This window comes from Actinomadura rifamycini DSM 43936 (assembly GCF_000425065.1).
In the GTDB taxonomy this organism is placed as follows: Bacteria; Actinomycetota; Actinomycetes; order Streptosporangiales; family Streptosporangiaceae; genus Spirillospora; species Spirillospora rifamycini.
In genome coordinates, this window is sequence record NZ_AULB01000017.1 from 62,811 (window position 1) to 78,305 (window position 15,495).

Consider the following 15,495-nt stretch of genomic DNA (forward strand, 5'->3'; position numbering starts at 1 on the left):
CGCGCACCATCGCGCTCGTCCCGCGCGTTCGTTTTCCGCAGAGACTTCTCGAATAGACGGTAAAGAACGCCGGTTCGTCCGACTCACCTGAGGCAGGCTCCCGTCCCGGGGTCCCGACCGGGGATCCGCGGGGGGTGTGAGCTGTGGGACGGACCCGGCGCCGTCATTACCGCCGATACCGCGCGGACCAGCGGGCGCTGCGCGACCACGTGCGCCGCTGGTGGCCGTTCGTCGCCGGCGCGCTCGTCGCCAACGGCTTCCTCGTGGCGACGTACCTGTGGGCGCCGCACGGGCCGGCCGCCGACGCGGTGCCCGCGGCCGATCCGGCCGCCGTGCGGCGGGCCGCCCCGGCCGAGCGGCCGATGAGCACGTTCACGACCCGGTTCGAGCGGGGCGAGCCGCGCGTCCGCAACATCGAGATCGCGGCCCGGCGGCTGGACGGCGCGGTCGTGCGGCCCGGCGCGACGTTCTCCTTCAACGACGTCGTGGGGCCCCGCACCAGCGACCGCGGCTACGTGCCCGCGCCCGTCATCATGGGCTCCCGCCTCGTGAACGACGTCGGAGGCGGCATCTGCCAGGTCAGTTCGACGCTCTACAACGCCGTCTTCCGCGCCGGGCTCGACATCCGGAAGGCGCGCGCGCACACCATGTGGATGCCCGAGTACCCGGACGGGCGCGAGGCCGCCGTCGCCTACCCCGATCTCGACTTCCGCTGGCGCAACGACACCGACGTCCCCGTCCGCATCGACGTCCAGTACACCGACTCGTCCCTGACGGTGAGCCTGTGGGGCGAGCGGCGGTACGAGGTCCGGTCGGAGACGTCCGAACGGTACGACTACACGCCGTACTGGACGACCGTCGGGCACGGCAGCCGCTGCGTCCCCACGACCGGCCGCAGGGGGTTCGAGATCGACGTGTGGCGCGTCCTGCTGGAGGACGGCCGCAAGGTCAAGCGCGAGCGGTACCACACCGAGTACCAGCCGCAGCCCAAGGTCACCTGCGTCTGACGAGCGCCTCCGCCGCCGCCCGCGCGGTGGCCGCCGCGCCCGGATCGCCGGTCATCGCGGCCGCCACGATCGCGCCGTCCACGAGCATCCCGAGTTGCGCGGCCAGTTCGTCGTCGTGCACGAGCCCGTGCAGGAACCGCCGCAGCCGCTCCTTGTGTGCGCGCGCGGCCGCGGCCACGGGCGCGGACCCGTCGCCAAGCTCCCCGTAGGCGTTGATGAACGCGCACCCGTGGAAGTCGTCGCTCGCGAACCATTCGCCCAGCCAGTCGAACACCGCGCCGACCGAGCCGTCCCGGGCGGCGACGTAGCGCTCCAGGTCCGCGGTCCAGCGCAGGTCCCGCCGCTCCAGGTACGCCGTCACCAGCGCCTCCTTGGAGGGGAACGTGCCGTACAGCCGCTTGAGCGAGACGCCCGACGCGGCGCGGAGGTCGTCCATGCCGACGGCCTGGACGCCCCGGCGGTAGAACAGCGACTCCGCGGCGTCCAGCAGCCGGGTCTCGGCCTCCTGCCGCTCCATGCCCCTCCTTGCGTCGAGAACGTACGTTCTCTAGCCTACGCGGAGAACGCACGTTCTCTAGGGAGGAACCCGATGCGCCCACCGCTGCCGCCGTTCACGGAGGAGACCGCCCGCGCCAAGGTGCGGGCCGCCGAGGACGCCTGGAACACCCGCGACCCCGAACGCGTCGCGCTCGCCTACACCGAGGACTCCGTCTGGCGGAACCGCGACGAGTTCTTCACCGGCCGCGACGCCATCAAGGACTTCCTCCGCCGCAAGTGGGCCCGCGAACTCGACTACCGCCTCCGCAAGGAGCTGTGGTCCTACACCGGGAACCGCATCTCCGTGCGGTTCGAGTACGAGTGGCACGACGCGGACGGCCGCTGGTGGCGCAGCCACGGCAACGAGCAGTGGGAGTTCGCCGACGACGGCCTGATGCGCCGCCGCGAGGCGAGCATCAACGACGTCCCCATCGCCGCCGCGGACCGCCGCCTGGCGTCCTGACGGGGCGGGGCCGCTGCTCCCGTGCCCTGTCGGTCGGGTGCGATATGTTCCAGACCTTCGTGATCACAGCTTGTGGAGGACGCCATGTACGGGTCGGGGACGCCGCCTCAGCCGCCGGGGCAGCCCGGAGCGCCCGGCGGCCCGCCCGGCCCTCCCGGTGGTCCTCCCGGCCCGCCCGGAATGCCGGGCGGGCCGTACCCCGGGCCGCCGCCGCAGGCGCGCGCCAAGACCTCGGCGTGGGTGTTCGTGGTCGCGGGCGTCGCGGCGGTGCTCGTGCTCGGCGCCATCGTCGGGTCCGTCCTGCTGAGCGCGTCGGCGGAACCGGACGGGCCGGTGAAGGCCGACGAGTGCGTCGGCGTCCGGTTCGACCTCCAGCAGGGCAAGAGCTCCATGCAGCGGGTGCCGGCGGCCGAGCGGGTCGACTGCGGGGACGCGACGGCCAAGGGCAAGATCGTCAAGGTCGTCGGGCCGAGCACCGGCTTCTCGTCGTCGTCGCCCGACTGCCCGGACGGCGCCGACGGCGTCGCGGCCGTCCGGGCCGACGAGAAGGCCGCGAGCGCGACCCAGGTCTGCGTGCGCAACGTCGACGGCCCCCACCCGGGCGACCCGGGGGCGGGCGGCGCGATGTTCAGCGTGGGCGACTGCGTGAAGTCGTCGATCGCGTTCGGCAGCGAGGTGGCCTGCACGGACAAGGAGTCGTACGCGAAGGTCGTCGCGCGCGTGAACGACAAGGCGGAGTGCCCGTCGACGGCGCTGGAGATCATGGAGCTCCGGTCGTTCGGCGGCGGCGAGACGCCCCGGCCCGTCCTGTGCCTGGGCGGCGAGGGGCAGATCGTGTCCGTCGGCGAGTGCATCACCGACCCGTCCTACTCGGTCGGCGGGCTGAAGACGGCGGCCTGCGAGTCGAACTCCGCCGTCGCCAAGGTCCTCGGCCGCACCCGGGCCAAGGCGGAGTGCCCGTCCGGGACGACCCACCACCTCGAAGCCGAGGACAAGGAGAAGGCGCTCCTGCCGGTCATGTGCGTCAAGAAGCTTCGGCCGACCCTCAACGAGCGGATCCGGGGCCTCGGCAGCTAGCCACCGCCCCGGCGGCCGTCCGCCGCCTATGCCCTTTCACCTGCGGCTTCTCGGTTATCGAGGAGCCGCAGGTTCTTCTCATCCCTGGGGCGGGAGCGCACAATGAGGGTTGAGTGACGACACGGCAGGGCGGCGGAGATGTCCGCGCGCGCGAACGTCCCGAACCCCTCGCTCCCACGGCGGAACCTGGACGAGAGGGACGAACATGACCACTCATATCGATCCGGGCCTGCGGACGGAGTTCGCGGGCGAGGTGCTCACTCCCCGCGACCCCGGCTACGACGAGGCCCGGACGATCTTCAACGCGATGATCGACCGGCGCCCGGCGGTGATCGCGCGGTGCGCCAACACCGACGACGTGGCGCGGGCGATCGGGTTCGCGCGCGAGCGCGGGCTGGAGGTGTCGGTCCGCGGCGGCGGGCACGGCGTCGCCGGGAAAGCGCTGGTGGACGGCGGCCTGGTGGTCGACCTGCGGCTGCTGAACTCGGTCACCGTCGACCCGGACGAGCGGACGGCCCGCGTCGGCGGCGGCGCCGTCATGGCCGACCTCGACGGCGCGACGGCCGAGTACGGGCTGGCGACCGTGGGCGGGCGCGTGTCCACGACCGGCGTCGGCGGGCTCGTGCTCGGCGGCGGATCGGGCTGGCTGGAACGCAAGTACGGGCTGACCTGCGACAACCTGGTCTCCGCCGAGCTGGTGACGGCGGACGGCTCGCACGTCCGGGCGAGCGAGGAGGAGAACCCCGAGCTGTTCTGGGCGCTGCACGGCGGCGGCGGGAACTTCGGCGCGGTCACCTCGTTCACGCTCCGGCTGCACCCGGTGACCACGCTGTCGATCGCGATGCTGCTGTTCCCGCCGGAGGCGGGCCCGGACGTCGTCCCGGCCTTCCGCGACTTCATGGAGGCGGCGCCGGACGAGGTCGGCGGCGGCTCGGAGTACATGCTCGCCCCGCCCGCCGACTTCGTCCCCGACGACCTGGCCGGGCGGCTCGCGCTCGGCATCGTCGTCACCTGCCTGGCGACCGAGCCGGAGGCGCGGGCGGCGTTCGCGCCGATGACGCGGCTCGGGCCCGCGGGCGGGCTCGTCGCGGAGATGCCGTACACGGCGGTCCAGTGCATGGACGACGACGAGCCGGGGATGCGGAACTACTGGACCGCGCAGCACGTCGGCGAACTGCCGGACGAGGCGGTGGCGCGGTACTGCGCGCTGGCCGAGGACATGATCGTCCCGTCGGCGTCCCGGCACACGCTGCTGCCGCTGGGCGGCGCCGTCGCGCGGGGCCCGGCGGAGTACCCGGTCCCGTGGCGGCGCGACCCGTGGGTCGTCCACCCGCTGGCCCTGTGGGACGACCCCGCCGACGACGCCCGCGCCAAGGCGTGGGTCCGGGACGTGCGCGCGTCCATGAAGCGGTGGTCGACGGGCTCGCTCTACCTGAACTTCATCGGGGACGAGGGCGCCGAGCGCGTCCGCGAGGGCTGGGGCGACGCGAACATGCGGCGCCTCGCGGACGTGAAGCGGCGGTACGACCCGGACAACGTGTTCCGGCACAACCAGAACATCGCTCCGGCGGCGGCCTGACCCGCGACCCGCCGGGTCATCGGCGGGCGGGCCGACGCACGAGGGGGGAGGAGCATTGACCACCCACCAGAGGGAAGCCGACCTGCGCACGGGGTTCGCGGGCCGGGTGATCCTGCCGGACGACCCCGGCTACGACGAGGCCCGGACGATCTTCAACGCGATGATCGACCGGCGCCCGGCGGTGATCGCGCAGTGCGCCAACACCGACGACGTGGCGCGGGCGATCGGGTTCGCGCGCGAGCGCGGGCTGGAGGTCTCGGTCCGCGGCGGCGGGCACGGCGTCGCGGGCAAGGCGCTGGCCGACGGCGGCCTGGTGGTCGACCTGCGGCTGCTGGACTCCGTGACGGTCGACCCGCGGGCCCGGACGGCCCGCGTCGGCGGGGGCGCGACGATGCGCGACCTCGACCGGGCCGCCGGGGAGTACAGCCTCGCCACCACCGGCGGGCGCGTGTCCACGACCGGCGTCGGCGGATTCGTCCTCGGCGGCGGATCGGGCTGGCTGGAGCGCAAGTTCGGGCTGGCCTGCGACAACCTGCTGTCGGTGGAGCTGGTGACGGCGGACGGCTCGCACGTCCGGGCGAGCGAGGAGGAGAACCCGGAGCTGTTCTGGGCGCTGCACGGCGGCGGCGGCAACTTCGGCGTCGCCACCTCGTTCACGCTCCGGCTCCACCCGCTCCCGGCCGTCTCCGTCGCGATGCTGCTGTGGCCGGCCGAGGCGGGCCCGGAGATCCTGACCGCCTACCGCGACTTCATCGGCTCCGCCCCGGACGACGTGGGCGGCGGAGCCCTGTACCTGACCGCGCCGCCGGAGGACTTCGTCCCGGACGGCCTGGCCGGGCGCCGCGCGTTCGCGTTCCTGATCACGTTCACGGGCACGGGGTCGCGGGCCAACGGGGTGATCGGGCCGATGACGCGGCTGGGGCACGCGGGCGGCCTCCGGATGGAGATGCCGTACGCGGACCTGCAGTGCATGCTCGACGACCCGCCCGGCTACCGGAACCACTGGTCGGCGGAGCATCTGCGCGAGTTCCCGGACGACGCCGTGGCGCGCTTCTGCGCCATGTCGGAGGAGATGGTGATCCCGTCGCCGTCGCAGCAGGTCCTCTTCCCGGAGGGCGGCGCCGTCGCCAGGGGACCGGAGTACCCGATCCCCTGGCGGCACGACCCCTGGGTCGTGCACCCGTTCGGCCTGTGGGAGGACCCGGCGGACGACGCGCGCGCCGTCGCGTGGGCGCACGGCCTGCGCGACGCCATGGGCCCGTGGTCGACCGGGGCCGTCTACCTGAACTTCATCGGGGACGAGGGGACCGACCGCGTCCGGGAGGGGCTGGGGGAGGGCAACCTCCGGCGGCTCGCGGAAGTGAAGCGCCGGTACGACCCCGACAACGTCTTCCACAACAACCAGAACATCCGGCCCGCGCTCACGGCGTGACCGTCACGGTGTGGGTGGGGCTGCCCGGGTCCGCCCACACCGACAGGACGTTCCGTTCAGCGTCCCACCGGTGCTTCCAGGTGCCGTCGGGGTCGGTGGACGTCACCTTGGGCGAGTCGGCCGGGAACCAGATCTCGGTCGGACCGGACGCGCCGCTGCGCGCGCGCCACCCGACCTTGAGCGCCGTCCCGTCGTAGGAGATCTCGGTCGGGGTGCCCGCGACGGCGCGCGGGTAGGGGCGGGCGAGGAGCTCGGCGAACAGCGTGGGGTCGCCGTCGCCGTCGACCACGCCGCCTTCGCCCGGGTCGTTGGACCAGTACGCCCAGCCGATGCCCAGGTCGTCCGCCATCCGCAGCCACTCCCCGGTGAACCGGTCGGCGCCCGGGGCGCCCGCGGGCATGCCGCCGACCTCGCCGAGCCACATCGGCATGCCGAGCCGCCGCGCGGCGGCGGGCATGTTGCGCTTCCACAGGAAGAACTGGGCCTTGACCAGGAGTTCGGTGAACCCGTCGTAGGAGCCGCCGATGTCCACGCCGCCGGGGTAGAAGTGCGGGGCGAAGACGAGGCGGGGCTCGCCGGGCCGCGGGTCCCGGATCGCCCCGAGGGACGTCTCGGCGCCCTCGTTCGGGCCGAGGGCCTGCGGCTCGACGAAGATCCAGCCGTCCCGGTCGACCTCGCGGACCGCGTCCACGATGCCCTGGTAGAACGGCGTGAGGACGGGCCCCTCGAAGAAGCCGAACTGGCTGGTGCCGCCGAACGGCTCGTTGTAGAGGTCGTAGCCGAGGACGGCCGGGTCGTTCGCGAAGCGCTCGGCGACGTGCCGCCACATGGCGGTGAACCGCTGCTTGAGTTCGGGATGCTCGCCCGAGTTGTTCCAGAAGTGGTCGTAGGCGCGGATGACCGCGGGCTGCACGTACGTCAGGACCCAGGGCGTCTGCGGGGTGCAGGGCAGGCCGTCGGTGTGGGTGGCCCAGGCGGGCGCGCCGTTCCCGGAACCCTCGCACGCGGCCGGGCCGTAGATGTCCTGGTGCATGTCCAGGATCACGTGCATGCCCTGCTCGCGGTACCACGCGACGTGTTCGGCGACGTCGTCCAGATACGCGTCGTCGTACCGGCCGGGCTCGGGCTCGATGTTCTTCCACTGGATCAGGTACCGGACGGAGTTCGTGCCCAGCTCGCGGGCCTCGCGCACGACGTCCTCGCGGTCGATCCAGGGCAGGCCGCTCGGGCCCTTCGCGCTGCTCGCGGTGTTGAGCCCGTGCAGGATGAGCGTCCGGCCCCGGTCGTCGACGATCGTGCGCAGCGGCTCGGGCGCCGCGTGCGCGGGCCGCGCGGGGAGGGCGGCGGCGGCCCCGGCGGCGAGCGCCCCCGCCAGGGCGGCCGTCAGGGTGATCCGGCCGAGAGCGTTTCGGGCGCGCATGCCACCTCCAGAACATGAAATTTGTTCGGATATTAGGAGGCGCGCCCGAGCGGCGGAAGTGGGAGAAATGCACGAAGGGCCGCGCGCGGAACGGGCGGATTGTGCCGAACGGCCCGCGGCGGCCCAGCTCGGCGGCGTCCGGACGTCAGCCCTGCTGCGGCGGGTGCGGCGGGTGCGGCGGGTTCGGCCGGTGCGGCGGCCCGTACGGGCCGGACGGCGGGTGCGGCGCGCCGGGCGGCGGGTTCGGCGGCCCGGGCGGGGCGGCCAGGTAGCCCTCGTACGGGCCCGCACCGTAGTTCGGCGGCGGCAGGAACGCCGGGCGGCCCGGCTGCGGCGCGCCGAACGGCGGCGGCGCGGGCGGCCCCTGCGGGCCCGCGCCCGGCCCCGGCGGCGGCCCCGCCATCGCCATCACCGCCGCCGGGTGCGCCACCTGCTCCGGGACCGGCAGCCCCAGCCGGCGCAGGCGGCGCGCGCGGCGCTCGGCCAGCCGCACCTGCTCGCGGTGCCGCCGCTCCGCCAGGACCGCCGACAGCATGATCTCCGGCCGGACGCCCGGCGGCGGGGGCGGGCTGACCACCGCCGCGACCTCGCCCGCGATCCGGTCGCCGAGCGAGTCGCGGACGTCCGTCCGCAGCTCCCAGAAGCGCGACAGGTACTGCCGCGCGGTCATCGCCAGCTCGTCGGAGAGCATCGACAGCTCCAGCGTGCCCGCCCACGGGACCAGGTGCGCGGGCATGATCGCGACCGGCCGGTACAGGCCGGACCCGGAGCGCTCCTGGATGACGACCGTGCCCGCGAACATGTCGCCGAGCCGCTTGCCCCGCCGGTTGCACAGCGAGGCGATGAGCGCGGGCGAGCCGAACAGCATCCGGAACTCCACGAACCCCGCGAGCGCCCGGACGAGCGCCTGCCGGAACCGGACCGGGCCGCCGTCGTCGCCGACGACCCGCAGCTTCAGCACCATCTTGCCGAGCGTGCGCCCGCGCGTCATCGTCTCCATCGCGCACGGGTAACCGACGAACACCAGCACGGTGGACAGCAGCGACAGCCCGACGATCCACGCCTCGTCGTCCGCGAACAGCGACACCATGCCGATGACCATGAAGGCGCCGTAGAGGAGCGCGGCCTGCAGCACCAGGTCGATCAGCAGGGCGCAGCCGCGGCTGGCCAGCCGCGCCACCCGGATGTCGAGCGCGACGGCCTCGCCGGTGACGAGTTGGCCCATGTGCCGATCCTCCAATGCAGGGGGTCTGGTCTATTTTGCCGGTTCGGCGGGGAGACGCGTTACTCTCCCCGGGTGGACGTCGACGCCTATGTGGCCGCGCACAACCCCGACTGGAACCGCCTCGAGCACCTCATCAACCGGGGGCGGAAGCTGACCGGTGCGGAGGCGGACGAGCTCGTCGAGCTCTACCAGCGCACGGCCACGCACCTGTCGGTCGTCCGGTCCAGCTCGCCCGACCCCGAGCTGGTGGGACGGCTGTCGTCGCTCGTCGCGCGGGGCAGGGCGGCCGTCGCCGGCGCCCGGGCGCCCATGTGGCGGGACGCCTCCCGGTTCGCGACCGTGACGTTCCCGGCGGTCGCCTACCGGCTGAAATGGTGGTGGCTGGGCAACGCCGTGCTCGGCAACCTGCTCGCCCTCGCCCTCGCGATCTGGGTGGTGCAGAACCCCGAGGTGCAGGCGTCCGTGGGCGCCCCCGACGAGATCCGCAGGCTCGTCGAGGAGGACTTCGCGAACTACTACACCGAGCATTCGGCGGGCTCCTTCGCGTTCCAGGTGTGGATCAACAACGCCTGGGTGTCCGCGGTGGCGATCATCTTCGGGATCCTGCTCGGGATACCGACCGTGTACGTCCTGCTGCTCAACCAGGCGAACCTGGGGCTCACCGCCGGGCTGATGTTCGCCCACGGCAAGGGCGACATCTTCTTCGGGCTGATCCTGCCGCACGGCCTGCTCGAACTGACCGCCGTGTACCTGGCGGTCGCGGGCGGGCTGAAACTCGGCTGGACGATCATCGACCCGGGGCGGCGCACCCGCGGCCAGGCCCTCGCCGAGGAGGGCCGGGCGGCCATGAGCATCGCCGTCGGGCTCGTCGCGGTCCTCTTCCTCTCGGGGCTGATCGAGGGCTTCGTCACGGGCTGGGTCCACGTCACCTGGCTCCGGGTCGGGATCGGCGTGGTCGCGGAAGTCGCGTTCCTCACGTACGTGCTCGTCCTCGGCCGCCGGGCGACCCGGAAGGGCGAGACCGGCGACGCCGAGCTGCGGCCCGACCTCGCACCCGTCGCGGGCTGACCGGCCGGAAGCCGGACCGCGGGGCCCCGGCGGCGGGGCTGAGACGTCCGCAGAGCCGCGGACCCGCCCCCGCCCGCACTCGCCGCCGCACGACGGCCGCGCGGTGCCGCCGGGCCGCCTCAGAGCCGTCCGGCGGCCTTGAGGGCCAGGTAGGCGTCGGCGAGCGCCGGCGCGATCTCCTCGGGCGGCGCGTCCACCACCTCCACGCCGTGCCCGCGCAGCTCCGCGGTCAGCCGGCGGCGCTCCGCGCGCGCCCGCTCCGCGGCGGCCGCGTCGTACACCGCCGCCAGGTCGCCGCGCCCCGCCGCCATCTCCCCGATCCGCGGGTCCGCCACCGCCGCGACCATGACCAGGTGCCGGGCGGTGAGCCGCGGCAGCAGCGGCAGCAGCCCCTCCTCGATCGCCGCCGTGTTCAGCTCGGTGAGCAGCACCACCAGGCACCGCTGCCGCACCCGCGCCAGCAGCGTCGACGCCATCCCGGCGGCGTCCAGCTCGATCAGCTCCGGCTCCAGCGGCGCCAGCGCGTGCACCATCGCGGGCAGCAGGTCCGTCCGCGACGCGCCCTCCACCCGGGCGCGGACCCGCCGGTCGTAGGCCAGCAGGTCGACGCGGTCGCCCGCCCGGGACGCCAGCGCGCCCAGCAGCATCGCCGCGTCCATCGAGCAGTCCAGCCGCGGGATGTCGCCGACGCGGCCCGCCGACGTGCGCCCCGTGTCCAGCACCAGGTAGATGCGGCGGTCCCGCTCCGGCCGCCACGTCCGGACGACCACGTCGGCGCGGCGCGCGGTGGCCCGCCAGTCGATCGAGCGGACGTCGTCGCCGTCCACGTACTCGCGCAGCGAGTCGAACTCGGTGCCCTGCCCGCGGATCTGCGCGACGTGCGCGCCGGTCAGCTCCCGCAGCCGCGCCAGCTTCGCCGGCAGGTGGCGGCGCGACGGGAACGCGGGCAGCGCCCGCACCGTCCACGGCGCCCGCCGCGACAGCTGCCGCGCGGCCAGCCCCAGCGGCCCCACCGACCGCACCACGACCGTCACGGCCTCCCGGTCGCCGCGCCGCGTCGGCGTCAGCGTGAGCTCCACGCGGCGCCGCTCGCCCGCCGGGACGTCCACGTCGGCGGTGCGCGGGGACGCCCCGGCGCTCGGCGGCCACACGTCCCGCAGCCGCGCCTTCAGCCGCCGCTTCCCGAGGTTCTCGACCGTCAGCGTCACCCGCGCCGACTCGCCCAGCCGCACCCGCGCGTCGCCCGACCGGTGGAACCGCAGCGCCCGCACGTTCCCCGCCAGCGCCAGGTCGGCGGCCACGCCGAGCAGCAGGACGCCCCACAGCGCGAACAGCGTCCACCAGCTCGGCAGCAGGATCGGGACGAGCGCGCCGAGCAGCGCCAGCAGCCCCAGCCGTCCGGTCAGCGCCATCAGCGCGGCGCGGGGACGTGGGCGAGGATGCCCTCCAGCACGCCGTCCGCGGTCGCGCCCTCCAGCTCCGCCTCCGGGCGCAGCGCCACGCGGTGCCGCAGCGTCGGGCGGGCGAGCGCCTTCACGTCGTCCGGCGTCACGTAGTCGCGGCCCGACAGCCACGCCCACGCGCGGGACGTCGCCAGCAGCGCCGTCGCGCCGCGCGGCGACACCCCGAGCTGAAGCGACGGGGACTGGCGGGTCGCGCGGCACAGGTCCACCACGTACGCGGCGACCTTGGGGTCGAGGTGGACGGCCCGCGCCGCGGCGCGTCCCGCGGCCAGCTCGTCCGCGCCCGCCACCGGCCTGACCTCCGACAGGTCGCGCGGGTCGAACCCGGACGCGTGCCGCTGCAGCATCGCGATCTCCTCGTCCCGCGTGGGGACGGGCACGGTCAGCTTCACGAGGAACCGGTCGAGCTGCGCCTCGGGCAGGGGGTACGTGCCCTCGTACTCGATCGGGTTCTGCGTCGCGCAAACGACGAACGGGTCGGGCAGGGGGCGCGCGGAGCCCTCCACCGAGACCTGCCGTTCCTCCATGGCCTCCAGAAGGGACGCCTGGGTCTTGGGCGGAGTCCGGTTGATCTCGTCGGCGAGCAGGAGGTTGGTGAAGACCGGCCCCTTGCGGAACTCGAACTCCGCGGTCCGGTTGTCGTAGATGAGCGAGCCCGTCACGTCGCCCGGCATCAGGTCGGGGGTGAACTGCACGCGCTTGAAATCCAGGTCGAGCGCCCGCGACAGGGTCTTGATGAGCAGCGTCTTCGCCGTCCCGGGGACGCCCTCCAGCAGCACGTGCCCCCGGCACAGCAGCGCGATCACCAGGCCCGTCACCACGGCGTCCTGCCCGACGACGGTCTTGGCGACCTCGCCGCGCAGCGCCGCGAGCGCGGCCCGCGCCGTCTCGGCCCGCCGCAGCGTCTCGTCGGAGAGCGCGGCGCCCGGCGGCGTGTCGGCCACCGCCCACCGTTCGACGCCCGCCCCGTACGGGGGCCCCTCGCCGGGGCCCTCGCCCTTTCCGAGGTCAACAGGGTGGTTCACGACTGGCGTACCTGCCTTTCCAGGTCGTCGAGGACGTCGGTGAGGGCCAGCAGCCCGGCGTCGTCCACGGGTTCAGGACCGTACAGGGCACCGCCCACGACCGCCTCCTCGTAGGAGGTGCGCTGCGCGACGGCCGAAACGATCTGCTGCGCGGCGGCCGGGTCCTGCGCGGCCGAGCGCGGCAGCCCCAGCAGCGGGACGATCCGGTCGCGCGCGCCCGCCTGCAGCGCGTCCGCCGCCCGGTCGCGGGCGCGGGCCGCACGGTACAGGCGGGCGCGGCCCTCGACCGTCTCCGCGGACCGGACCACCACCGGCAGCGCCTCCGCCACGACCGGGCCGAGCCGCCTCGCCCGCCACAGCGCGACCAGCAGCACCGCGACGACCAGCTCCAGGAAGAACAGCTTCACCCCGAACGGGACCAGCTCGGTCAGCGACGTCCCGCCGGCCGCCGTGCCGGGCTCGGGAAGGTCCGGCATCAGCCACACGGTGTGGTCGCCGGGCCCCGCCAGGTTCATGCCGAGCGCCGCGTTGCCGGCGTCCGCGAGGCGCTCGTTGACGAACGGGGCCGTCGAGCCGACGACGGTGACCGTCCGGCCCTGCTCCCGCACCTGCACCAGGCGGGCGCCGTCCCGCTCCGCGTAGCAGGACACCGCGCCGCCCCGGCCGGCCTCGTAGGCGACCGACTCCCCGAACGAGACCGGGCCCGCGAGGCGCGCGGCCCCGAGCGCGCAGCCGGGGCCGTCCACGCCGGAGAACACGGTGGCCGCCGGGTCGACGCCGGGCGCCAGCTCGTCCAGCGCGTACGGCGACGGCCGGACGAGCACGAGGTTCGCCGGGGACGTGCGCAGGCCCGCAAGGTCGCGGTCGGTGAGCCGCTCGGAGTGCGCCACGACCAGCGTGCTGCCGGGACCGGATGCGGCCAGCGCCCCGGGCGTGTCGCGCGCGACGTCGACCCGCGTGCCGTGCTGCTCCAGCAGCGCCGCGAGCGCGCGGGCGCCCTCCGGCCGCGGCGACTCCGGGTCGAGCGCCGCCGCCGACGCCGACGGGCGCAGCGCGGCCAGGATCACCGCGATCACCGCCATCGCCAGCAGCGCCGCCAGGATCCCGCGGGACGCGCGCCAGCGGCGCCCCGCCACCTGCCGCGCGGACGGCTCCGCGGCCCCGGCGCCCGCGCCCGTCCCGGCGGGCGGTGCCTGCGTCACCATCGCGGCCCTCCGTCCTCGTCGCCCTGCCCGGCCGGGACCGGGTCGGGCTCCAGCGGCGCCGGGCGCGTCGCGCGCAACCGGTCGTCCAGGTCCCTGACCTGCGCGTATCCGTCGGCGGTGCCGGGGCGGTCGCCGTACCAGACGTCCTCGAAGACCCGGACGGCGGCGCGCAGCGCGTCCGCCAGCTCGGGCACCGCCGCGCCCGCCTCGGCGGCCAGCTCGTCGGCGGTGCGGCCGGGCCGCGGCCCCAGGACGGCGCGCTCCTCCAGGTCGCGCGCGACCGCGCGGAGCCGCTCCCGGATCGCCTCGGCCCACTGCCCGGCCGCCGCGTGCCGCTCGGCCGCGTCCCGGTGGTCGAGCGCCGTCGCGGGCGCCGCGTCGTCCAGCAGCCCGTCGCGCCGCGAGCGCGGGTTGCCGGCCCCCCGCATCAGCCACGCCACCAGCGCGATCACGATGGCGAGCACCAGCACGACCACCACGACCGTCAGCAGCGTGTTGCCGCCGCCGGTCGCCTGCCCGCCGCCCGGCGACTGGTTGAGCAGCTCGCGCAGCCACTCCAGGAAGTCGTTCCACCACCGTTCCAGGAACGACGGCTCCTCCCGCCGGTAGACCTGCTTGTCCAGCTCGCGGCGGGCCATCTCCCGCGCCTGCTCGCGATCGACCGGATCGAGCAGCAAGGAACCGAGCATCAGACCGCCGCCCCCGTTCCGTCGGTGGGACGCCACAGAGCGATGAAGCGCTCTCGTTCGCTTTCCTCTGCGTCGGCTGCGCCGCCTGCGCCGCCTGCGCCGAGGTCCTCCGCGCCCTGGCCGCCGCTCACGGGCGTGCGCGGCGCGCCGGTGGACGACGTCCGCTGCAGGCGCACCTCCAGGTCGAACCCCTCGCGGCGCATCCGCTGGTCCATGTAGAGCATCGCGATGACGCCCGCGTCGAACGGCAGGACGACCGACCAGGCCACGATCCGTCCCGCCGTGTCGACGGCCAGCGCCGCGACGGCGTCGCTGCCGTCCCCGAAGAACATCAGCTCGACGAAGAGGAACGGGATCCGCAGGGCGAAGAGCCCCATGAACATCGTGACCAGCAGCGTCAGCATCAGCGCACCGCACAACCGCCACCAGCGGCCCTTGGTGAGGGCCCGCGCGCGCTGGAGCGCACCCCCCACGGTGCGTCGCTCCAGAACGACCGCCGGAACCGCCTGCACGAGCAGGACGTAAAGCCACACCATCAACCCGAGACTCACGGAAAAGCCCAGGATCGCGGCCGCCGCGACGACCGCCGGATGCGCCCCCGCCGCCGCCAGCAGGACGAACGGGGCGACCGGCAGCACGAACGCCAGCAGCGACGCGCCCATCACGACCGCCGCCGTCCCCGCCAGCCGTCCCAGCACCGGACGGGCGTCGCGCATCGCCCGCCGCGGCGGCACCGGCAGCCCCACCAGCTCCCGGCCCAGCAGCGGCGCCAGCAGGCCCGCCAGCAGCAGGATGCCGAACCCCGACAGCACCAGCAGCAGCCCGTTCAGCGTCGCCTGCGCGCCGAACGAGCTCAGCAGCACGCCCGGCGTCACCTCGTCGCGGGCCTCGTCCCCGAGGAAGAAGTACGCGGCGACCGACCCGGCCACCTGGATCACCGACGCCACCGCCGCCGACATCCCCAGCACCGCGCGGGGGCGGCGCCGGATCCCGGCGATCACGCCGTCCAGCAGCTCCGAGATCGACATGGGGCGGAACGGGACGGCCTCCTCCACGGCGACGTCCCGGCCGTCCGGTCCCGGCATGGCGGCTCCCTGCGGTCTCTGCGGCGTTTCCCCGGCGATCTTCCCGATCCGTCCCGCGCTCCCCTGCGGCGGTCCGCGCCCGGCGCGCGCGGGACGGCGGCCCCGCGCGCCGGCCGGGTGCTCCACCGCGTGCGTCCGGTCAGGTCATCCTGTCATGGCCGCAATGCCGGGTTCACCGTCATCGCCCGTCCCGCACCGCGGTCCGCCCCGCGACACGCCG

The 15,495-nt window shown here is 74.8% G+C and carries 14 protein-coding genes; 6 read left to right on the plus strand and 8 right to left on the minus strand.

Annotated elements, in window-relative coordinates; genetic code table 11:
- Positions 1 to 143 precede the first annotated feature (143 nt).
- Positions 144 to 1,007 (plus strand): VanW family protein, encoded by an 864-nt coding sequence (locus H505_RS42480; RefSeq protein WP_157433029.1) that lies wholly within the window; start codon positions 144 to 146, stop codon positions 1,005 to 1,007.
- On the opposite strand, the gene H505_RS0117385 is transcribed toward H505_RS42480, so the two are convergent.
- Positions 994 to 1,524 (minus strand): TetR/AcrR family transcriptional regulator, encoded by a 531-nt coding sequence (locus H505_RS0117385; RefSeq protein ID WP_026403018.1) that lies wholly within the window; start codon positions 1,522 to 1,524, stop codon positions 994 to 996. The genes H505_RS42480 and H505_RS0117385 overlap by 14 nt on opposite strands.
- 72 nt (positions 1,525 to 1,596) lie before the next feature.
- Between H505_RS0117385 and H505_RS0117390 the strand changes: the two genes are divergently transcribed.
- The 4 genes from H505_RS0117390 to H505_RS0117405 all read left to right on the plus strand — a co-directional run bounded on the left by H505_RS0117390 (position 1,597) and on the right by H505_RS0117405 (position 6,095).
- Complete coding sequence (locus H505_RS0117390) at positions 1,597 to 2,007, plus strand: nuclear transport factor 2 family protein (RefSeq protein ID WP_026403019.1); 411 nt, start codon at positions 1,597 to 1,599, stop codon at positions 2,005 to 2,007.
- 180 nt (positions 2,008 to 2,187) lie between these two features.
- A complete protein-coding gene (locus H505_RS47760; protein ID WP_051300808.1) occupies positions 2,188 to 3,084 on the plus strand; it encodes a hypothetical protein in 897 nt (298 codons plus the stop codon).
- A 205-nt stretch (positions 3,085 to 3,289) separates the two neighbouring features.
- Positions 3,290 to 4,663 (plus strand): FAD-binding oxidoreductase, encoded by a 1,374-nt coding sequence (locus H505_RS0117400; RefSeq protein ID WP_034518367.1) that lies wholly within the window; start codon positions 3,290 to 3,292, stop codon positions 4,661 to 4,663.
- 55 nt (positions 4,664 to 4,718) lie between these two features.
- Entirely contained in the window at positions 4,719 to 6,095 is a 1,377-nt protein-coding gene (locus H505_RS0117405) for an FAD-binding oxidoreductase (protein ID WP_026403021.1), read from the plus strand.
- Here H505_RS0117405 and H505_RS0117410 read toward each other — a convergent pair.
- Together H505_RS0117410 and H505_RS42490 are read right to left on the minus strand one after the other, a co-directional pair.
- A complete protein-coding gene (locus tag H505_RS0117410; protein WP_034518370.1) occupies positions 6,085 to 7,515 on the minus strand; it encodes a cellulase family glycosylhydrolase in 1,431 nt (476 codons plus the stop codon). The genes H505_RS0117405 and H505_RS0117410 overlap by 11 nt on opposite strands.
- A gap of 145 nt (positions 7,516 to 7,660) precedes the next feature.
- Positions 7,661 to 8,740: an RDD family protein gene (locus H505_RS42490; protein ID WP_064743659.1), complete on the minus strand. Its 1,080-nt coding sequence runs from the start codon at positions 8,738 to 8,740 to the stop codon at positions 7,661 to 7,663.
- Positions 8,741 to 8,812: 72 nt separating this feature from the next.
- Here H505_RS42490 and H505_RS0117420 point away from each other — a divergent pair, with 72 nt between their 5' ends.
- A complete protein-coding gene (locus H505_RS0117420; protein WP_026403023.1) occupies positions 8,813 to 9,808 on the plus strand; it encodes a stage II sporulation protein M in 996 nt (331 codons plus the stop codon).
- 119 nt (positions 9,809 to 9,927) lie between these two features.
- Here H505_RS0117420 and H505_RS0117425 read toward each other — a convergent pair whose 3' ends face one another.
- The 5 genes from H505_RS0117425 to H505_RS42500 form a co-directional block, all read right to left on the minus strand.
- A complete protein-coding gene (locus H505_RS0117425) occupies positions 9,928 to 11,220 on the minus strand; it encodes a DUF58 domain-containing protein (protein WP_026403024.1) in 1,293 nt (430 codons plus the stop codon).
- Positions 11,220 to 12,215 carry an AAA family ATPase gene (locus tag H505_RS0117430; RefSeq protein ID WP_169528840.1) on the minus strand — a complete coding sequence of 332 codons (996 nt, stop codon included), beginning with the start codon at positions 12,213 to 12,215 and terminating at the stop codon, positions 11,220 to 11,222. Before H505_RS0117430 ends, H505_RS0117425 begins: the two co-directional genes overlap by 1 nt.
- 77 nt (positions 12,216 to 12,292) lie before the next feature.
- Positions 12,293 to 13,501: a DUF4350 domain-containing protein gene (locus tag H505_RS0117435; protein ID WP_026403026.1), complete on the minus strand. Its 1,209-nt coding sequence runs from the start codon at positions 13,499 to 13,501 to the stop codon at positions 12,293 to 12,295.
- Complete coding sequence (locus H505_RS42495; RefSeq protein WP_084550433.1) at positions 13,495 to 14,178, minus strand: DUF4129 domain-containing protein; 684 nt, start codon at positions 14,176 to 14,178, stop codon at positions 13,495 to 13,497. Before H505_RS42495 ends, H505_RS0117435 begins: the two co-directional genes overlap by 7 nt.
- A gap of 11 nt (positions 14,179 to 14,189) precedes the next feature.
- Entirely contained in the window at positions 14,190 to 15,275 is a 1,086-nt protein-coding gene (locus H505_RS42500; RefSeq protein ID WP_157433031.1) for a hypothetical protein, read from the minus strand.
- Positions 15,276 to 15,495: the final 220 nt, after the last annotated feature.

Coding starts and splice junctions, on each gene's coding strand:
- H505_RS0117385 (WP_026403018.1), bottom strand. CDS start 1,524: ATGGAGCGGCAGGAGGCCGAGACCCGGCTGCTGGACGCCGCGGAGTCG.
- H505_RS0117390 (WP_026403019.1), top strand. CDS start 1,597: ATGCGCCCACCGCTGCCGCCGTTCACGGAGGAGACCGCCCGCGCCAAG.
- H505_RS47760 (WP_051300808.1), top strand. CDS start 2,188: ATGCCGGGCGGGCCGTACCCCGGGCCGCCGCCGCAGGCGCGCGCCAAG.
- H505_RS0117400 (WP_034518367.1), top strand. CDS start 3,290: ATGACCACTCATATCGATCCGGGCCTGCGGACGGAGTTCGCGGGCGAG.
- H505_RS0117410 (WP_034518370.1), bottom strand. CDS start 7,515: ATGCGCGCCCGAAACGCTCTCGGCCGGATCACCCTGACGGCCGCCCTG.
- H505_RS42490 (WP_064743659.1), bottom strand. CDS start 8,740: ATGGGCCAACTCGTCACCGGCGAGGCCGTCGCGCTCGACATCCGGGTG.
- H505_RS0117425 (WP_026403024.1), bottom strand. CDS start 11,220: ATGGCGCTGACCGGACGGCTGGGGCTGCTGGCGCTGCTCGGCGCGCTC.
- H505_RS0117435 (WP_026403026.1), bottom strand. CDS start 13,501: ATGGTGACGCAGGCACCGCCCGCCGGGACGGGCGCGGGCGCCGGGGCC.
- H505_RS42500 (WP_157433031.1), bottom strand. CDS start 15,275: ATGCCGGGACCGGACGGCCGGGACGTCGCCGTGGAGGAGGCCGTCCCG.